Origin of the sequence: Methylobacterium indicum, from assembly GCF_001043895.1 — a bacterium.
In the GTDB taxonomy this organism is placed as follows: domain Bacteria; phylum Pseudomonadota; class Alphaproteobacteria; order Rhizobiales; family Beijerinckiaceae; genus Methylobacterium; species Methylobacterium indicum.
Window position 1 is genome coordinate 21,401 of sequence record NZ_JTHF01000109.1, and the last position, 6,223, is coordinate 27,623.

Consider the following 6,223-nt stretch of genomic DNA (forward strand, 5'->3'; position numbering starts at 1 on the left):
TCACGAACCGGCGGAGTTCGGCGTTGACGCCGGCTCCGCCGCCGACTAAACGACTGACACCGGGGCGCCGCCAAGGCGACGCTCTAGGGCCCAGGTGGCGGAATTGGTAGACGCGCTGGTTTCAGGTACCAGTGGTGCAAGCCGTGGAGGTTCGAGTCCTCTCCTGGGCACCAACACCCTTCGATGGTGTTGATGCTTCCCGTGATGCGGTAATATCCTGAACAACTAGCCCTTGAACGATCATGCTTTCGGCCGATCGATGCGGCGCGTTAGCAGATGGCGTAGTTCAGCGAGACGATCTTCGTCGAGCGCTCGCTTTGGGATCACCAGCACTGCGCTGAGCGGCAACAGCAGGCCGACGTGATCGCGGCTCTCAAGGACAGCCTGGACGGAACTCCAGGCGTAGCGGATCCACGTTCCGGGTACCGACACCGTTACGTTAGCCTCTCCGAGCGCGAGATCGACGGGAACGTCCGGGCGCGACCGTGCCCTAGCCTCGGCCTGCCGCCGCAGGAACCACGGCCATGTCAGCCAGACGATCAATCCGAAGCCCGCCGCCCAGAGAGAGATCCACAGGTAGCCGGCAGCCCCGTCGAGCATAATGGCTGTGAATGGTTCATCGAACGGCTCGTTCCGGCCCGCTGCGAGCCATGCCAGGCAGAACCGGGCTGCGTCGAAAGAGGACATGCCCAGCGCCACGACGAGCGCGGATCCCAGCGCGGTCAGCGCACGGCGCCGTCGTCCCGAGGTCATCGCCCAGAGAAGTAGGTCACCCGCGATTTGGTCTTCCACCGTGCGCTCGTAGTGCAGATGCACGCCAGCCTCACGCGTCGCCTCCTGTGGCAGCACGGCCGTGAGGGGCTCGGGATCGTCTCCGACGCGGAGCAGCCTTTCGCGCACGAACGCGCGGATGCGAGCTTGTTCGGCATCGGACATGTCGCGCTTGGGTACGATGGCGCCACCGCAATCCGCGTCGGTCAGGAAGAAATGCCGCTCGGTCTCCTCGAGGTCCACCACGCTCGCCCAGGACCGGAACAGGGTGCCGTACCTGTCGGTCGCGGTCATTCCCCGCGCGGTGAGCCGGCAATGCACCGAGATCGGCTCGGTCCCATGCCGTCGGGCGGCCCAGCGGCGTAGGCGCCACCGCACCGACCGATCGTGGACGGCGTAGGACCCGGCGACGAACAACGTGCAGACGACGAACCACAGCAGGATTGTCTCGTGCATGCCGGCCGGCGCGTCGAGAAGGACGATGTCTTCAAGGGCCGCTCGCCTCCCGCCGGTCTTCCAGAAGACCAGCGCGATGAACAACAGGCCGATGGGGAGGAGGGCGAGGTCACCGAAGAGTGCCACCCTCCGCCGCGACGCGAGGTGGCCGCGGTCGTTGCGCATGGATGCCTCCGTCCAGTCGTCGGATGTGATCACGGCGGTGATCTCGATCACATCCTCCGCCTCGCCGGGCGCTTCGTGCGATTCGGTTGTCATGACGCAGAGTTATATCGGATGCTGCACCGATCAACGACGGGCTGCTGCCGCCGCGATCCGGCCGGCCGGCCGGATTGTCCATGGCTCGGACGGGCACGCCCGGCATCCCGATGGAAATCCGACATCGGCCCGCCGAGGCGTTGGAACGCCCCCTCCCCTCCCGAAGGCCGCTCAAGCCCGTTGACGCCACCGCCGCCAGGCTCTACACGACTGGCACCGGGGCGCCGCCAAGGCGACGCTCTAGGGCCCAGGTGGCGGAATTGGTAGACGCGCTGGTTTCAGGTACCAGTGGTGCAAGCCGTGGAGGTTCGAGTCCTCTCCTGGGCACCAACACCCTTCGAGGGTGTTGATGCCGTCCCCGCAGCGGACGAGAACGTAGCCTTTTCGGCCTCATCCGGTCTTCGTTGATCCTATCGTTGCGGCGTTCGTTTCGCTGCACGCGATCGAACTTGTTCGACTTGCTCCGCGTTGGACACCGCCGACCGGAGGATCATCAATGCCCGACAGAAACGAAGATCTGCTCACCGCCCGCCCGCACCTGACCCGTCGCGACGAGGACAGGGCCGCCGCCAAGGCAGGGGTGACGCCGGCCGACCACGACGCCGCGCGCAAACCCGACGCCCTCGATCCCGGCACCAGCACCACCGGCGAGGAGCCGCGGCGCCGCGCCGCCCCGGCGGGCGAGGGCGAGGTCTGATCCAAGCCGCGACGGTGCGAGGGATCGGTTGAACCCGTTCGGGAGCCGACCGTGCCGGACCGGCCGGCGCCATTCGTCCTGCTGCGGGCCAGGTCGTGGTAGAGACGTCTCGACCCGAGCCCCGATCCTCACAATGCCGTTCGGCGAACCCGCGCGCAAGCCCGCCTGCGTGTCCGGGTGAGCGGCCGCAGGCGCCCCAGCATGACCGCGATCACCGCCTTGCCCTGCCAGAGGCACCTGTTCGAAATCCCCGACGACGTCAGCTACCTCGATGCGGCGGCGTGGTCGCCGCTGCCCTTGGTGGTCCGCGAGGCCGGGGAAACGGGTCTGCTGGTGAAGAGCCGGCCCTGGACTCACCCGCGCGAGGCGGTCCAGGCCGAGCGAGCGCGGGCGGCCGCCGCCCGGCTCATCGGCGCGGCCACGGACGACATGGCGATCGTCGGGTCGGTCAGCCACGCGATGGCGACGGCCGCCGCGAACCTGACCGTCGCGCCGGGCGGGCGCGTGCTGCGGGTCGCCGACGAGTTTCCGTCGCTGCGCTACGCCTTCGACCGGCTTGCCGCCGCCCGCGGCCTGATCGTCGAGGAGGTTCCCCGCCCGGGGGACGACGACTGGACGACCGCTTTGCTGGCCGCGATCGAGCGCCCCGGGGCACCGCCCCTGGCGATCGCGACCCTGACCCCGTCGCATTGGACCGATGGTGGGCTGATCGACCTCGACCGGCTCGCACCGGCCGTCCATGCCGCGGGAGCCGCCCTGGTGATCGACGCGACCCAGGCGGCCGGCGCCGTGCCGGTGGATGTACGGCGCTGGCGCCCCGACTTCCTGGCCTTCCCGACCTACAAATGGACCCTCGGTCCCTACGCACTCGCCTTCCTGTATGCCGCGCCGCACCGGCAGGACGGGGCACCGATCGAGGAGAACAACGGCAACCGCCCGCCCGCGTCCGGCGCCCGGCGCTACGACCGCGGCGAACTGAACGACCCGGTCCTGCTGCCGATGGCGGCGACCGGATTGGAGCTGGTCCTGTCCTTCGAGGCATCGGCGGTGGCGGCCCGGCTGCGGCACCTCACCGATCGATTGGAGGACGGCGTCGCCGGGCTCGGGCTTGCCGCAGCACCGCGGCACCTGCGGGTACCGGGTGTCCTCGGGCTCCGCGCTCCGGGCGGCCTGTCCTCCGGCCTGCTCGATCGCCTGCGCGAACACGGCGTCTACGCGAGCGAGCGATCCGGGGGCTTGCGCCTCAGCCCGCATGTCTGGGCCGACGAGGGCGACATCGACCGCTGCATCGCGGCCTTGCACCGCGTCCTCTAAGCAGACTTGTGTTGGCAGGCCAACGCTTCGCCCGCTTAGGTTCTTGTTTTGCCGCAGATTTTCGGCGCCGAGCCGGTAACCACTTCGGCGAGATCTGCTTAGCGCGAGCGCGCAAGCGCGGGCTCACGGTTGGCGGGCCGGCCCGACGCCGCAGGGTAAAGGCCTGGCCCGGGCCCTCAGCCCGGCGCCGGGCCGCCGGCGCCGCGGGCTTCCGGCCCCGTCCCCGCCGGAGCGCCGTCGGGACCCGGCTTCGGCCGCTCGGGCGCGGCGCTCTCGGGGTAGCGGGCGCGGTAGGCGCGCAGGAACTCGGTCAGGGTCTCGGCGCTGGTCGCCTGGCGCACGAGGCTGCGGAAGGCCGCGGTGGCGGAGGCGTTGGGCGCCGCGACGAGGCCGAAGGTGCGGGCATCCGGGCTGTCGGCCATCTTCGGCGTGTACTTGGTGCGCAGGCGGTCGAGGCTCAGGGTATCCTCGGCGAGCGCGTAGCTGATCGCCGCCCGCATCACGTCGTTGCGCTCGGCGTCGGAGAGCGGGCCGGGATCGCGCCAGCGGGTGCCGAGCAGCGTCTCGTGCGCCTCCCCGGCCTCGCGCCAGCGCCGCGCGCCCCACAGGATGTCGCCGCGCAGATGCGCCGCCTCCGGGGTGGCGTTGCCGTCGAGGAGTTCGAGGGCGAGGTCGGTGCGCGACAGGTCGGAGAGGGCCCGGGCCTCGAGGAGCAGGCGCGCGTCGCGGATCGGCGCCGGCAGTTCCGGCAGGCGGGTGTTCTGGATCACCTTGAGGGCCTTGAGCGGCTCGCCCTCCATCAGCCGCACGGTCGCGAGCCGGGCCGCCACGCTCGCCCGCGCCGCACCGGTGAGGCGGTTGTCGACCTGGTGCTGCAGGAGGTCGCCGGCCGCGTCGAGGAGGTCGAGGGCGACCAGCCGGTCGGCCAGCCGCCGCACGATCTCGTCGCCCTGGCGGCCGACCGGCGTGAACTCCTTGAAGTCGTAGAACAGGGCCAGGGCCTCGATCCGGCCGAGGCTGGCGCCCTTGTCCGACAGGAACAGGGCGGAGAACAACGCCACCGTGTCGTCGTGCAGGCCGCGGGTCGCCGGGTGATCGGGATAGAGGCGGTTGGCCTTGCGGGCGGTCGCGAAGGCGTCGCGCCAGCGGCCGGCGCCGGCATAGAGCCGGCCGAGCCGGGCCAGGGCCTCGGCCTCGGTGTCGCCGTGCCAGATGAGGGTCAGGCGTTCGAGCCGGTCGATCGCCGCCTCGGGCGTCATCGTGCCGGTGGCCCGTCCGAGATCGACCAGCCGCAGGGTCGCCTCGGCGGCGACCTGCGGCACGCCGGTCTCGGAGAGCTGCTGGTAGGCGCGGCGGGCCTCGCCCTCCTGGCCGATCGCCTCGGCGAAGCGGGCCTTGAGGAAGGCGAGCCGGTCGCGGGGCAGCGGCGCCTCGGCCAGCGGCGTCGCGGCGGTGAGCGCCCGCTGGGCGAAGGCCGGATCCTTGACCTCGAGGGCGGCTTCCGCCCCCGCGAGATAGAGCGGCAGCTGCAGGTCGTCCGGGTAGGCCTCGATCACCGGGAGCGCGGCCTTGAAGGCGGCGAGCGCCGGGGCGCTGCGCCGGGCGCGGGCGTCGAGGTAGCCGCGCCATAGGCGCATCTCGGGGTCGATCGCCTGCCGGCCGTCGGGGTTGAGGAAACCGGCCGCCCGGGCATCCTGGCCCATCCGCAGGGCCGCGATCGCCGAGAGCAGCCGCACCGGCGGCTGCGAGGCCAGGGCCGGGTCCTCGCGGGTCGCGTAGTTCAGCACGCCGGACGCCTCGGCCGAGAATCCGTTGGCGAGGAGCACCCGGGCGAGCTCGACCCGGGCGGCCGAGCGGGCCGGCCGCTCGGCGGAGGCCGCGGCGGCTTCCGCCGCGCGGATGCGCGTGCGCACGTCGCCGCGCTGGTCCTCGTCCCAGCGGGCGGGCTGCACCATCAGGGTGGAGGCGGCCTTCGGGCCGGCCTCCGGCGCCTCGACCACCGCCGGGGAGACCGACAGGCCGCCCGGCCGGGTGATCGTCACCTCGGCGAGGCCGGGCCGCACCGCGAGGTCGTCGGCCGCCGCCAGCACCGCGACGCCCTGGCGGCTCGGCAGCACCTCGAACTCGACGAAGCGGCCGCGCTTCGGGACACCGGCGATGCGGGGGCCCCGGGCGGTCACCACGGCGATGCGCTCGCCGTCGCGCTCGAGCCAGAGCGCGCCGCCGGGCCGGGCGAGCGGCACCGATACCCCGGGCTTGCCCGACGAATCGGCGCTGCGCTGGGGGGCAAGCAGGTCGCCGCTCGGCGCGGACCCGTCGCCGAGCACCAGGTCCCAGCCCTGCCCCTCCCCCGGAGCGAGCTGGGCGAGCGTGCCGGATTCGAGGCGAAGCCGCATCACCGTGAAGGCTCCGTCCACCCGCGGCGCCTCGTCGACGCTCGCCGGTGCCCCCGCCGCGAGGGCGGGCAGGCCGACCGGCGTGGTCGTCTCGAATACCAGCGTGGCGATCCCGCCGCGCTCGAACAGGGCGGCGGGCGGCCGGCTCGCGAACGGGAAGGCGATCCGCAGGCCGGGCCATCCCCGGACGATCCGGCCCTGGACCGGGAGGGTGGAGGCGGCCGGGTCCAGGGGCGGCGGAGCGGACGAATCGGGTCCGGCCTCGGCCCGGGCGGCGGGCGGCCGGGCGGCCGGCGGCGCGACCGCCGGCTTGACCTCCGCGGTCCTGGAC

4 protein-coding genes and 2 tRNA genes are annotated in these 6,223 nt (G+C 72.4%); 4 read left to right on the forward strand and 2 right to left on the reverse strand.

The features are described 5' to 3' along the window. Window positions 1-88: 88 nt before the first annotated feature. Window positions 89-173 (forward strand) — tRNA-Leu (locus tag QR78_RS13320). Between the two features lie 67 nt (window positions 174-240). Here the strand turns inward: QR78_RS13320 and QR78_RS13325 are convergent. Next, the gene (locus tag QR78_RS13325) at window positions 241-1,485 is read right to left on the reverse strand and encodes a YcxB family protein (protein WP_048428013.1); all 1,245 of its coding nucleotides are present in this window, start codon (window positions 1,483-1,485) and stop codon (window positions 241-243) included. A 245-nt stretch (window positions 1,486-1,730) separates the two neighbouring features. Here QR78_RS13325 and QR78_RS13330 point away from each other — a divergent pair. The 3 genes from QR78_RS13330 to QR78_RS13340 all read left to right on the forward strand — a co-directional run bounded on the left by QR78_RS13330 (window position 1,731) and on the right by QR78_RS13340 (window position 3,496). Further along, window positions 1,731-1,815: transfer RNA gene (locus QR78_RS13330), tRNA-Leu, on the forward strand. A gap of 166 nt (window positions 1,816-1,981) precedes the next feature. After that, window positions 1,982-2,182, forward strand: coding sequence for a hypothetical protein (locus QR78_RS13335; RefSeq protein ID WP_048428014.1), 201 nt, complete (start codon window positions 1,982-1,984; stop codon window positions 2,180-2,182). 201 nt (window positions 2,183-2,383) lie between these two features. Beyond that, window positions 2,384-3,496 (forward strand): aminotransferase class V-fold PLP-dependent enzyme, encoded by a 1,113-nt coding sequence (locus QR78_RS13340; RefSeq protein WP_048428015.1) that lies wholly within the window; start codon window positions 2,384-2,386, stop codon window positions 3,494-3,496. Window positions 3,497-3,672: 176 nt separating this feature from the next. Here QR78_RS13340 and QR78_RS34935 read toward each other — a convergent pair. After that, a partial coding sequence (locus QR78_RS34935; RefSeq protein WP_048428016.1) for a tetratricopeptide repeat protein occupies window positions 3,673-6,223 on the reverse strand: 2,551 nt, incomplete at its 5' end.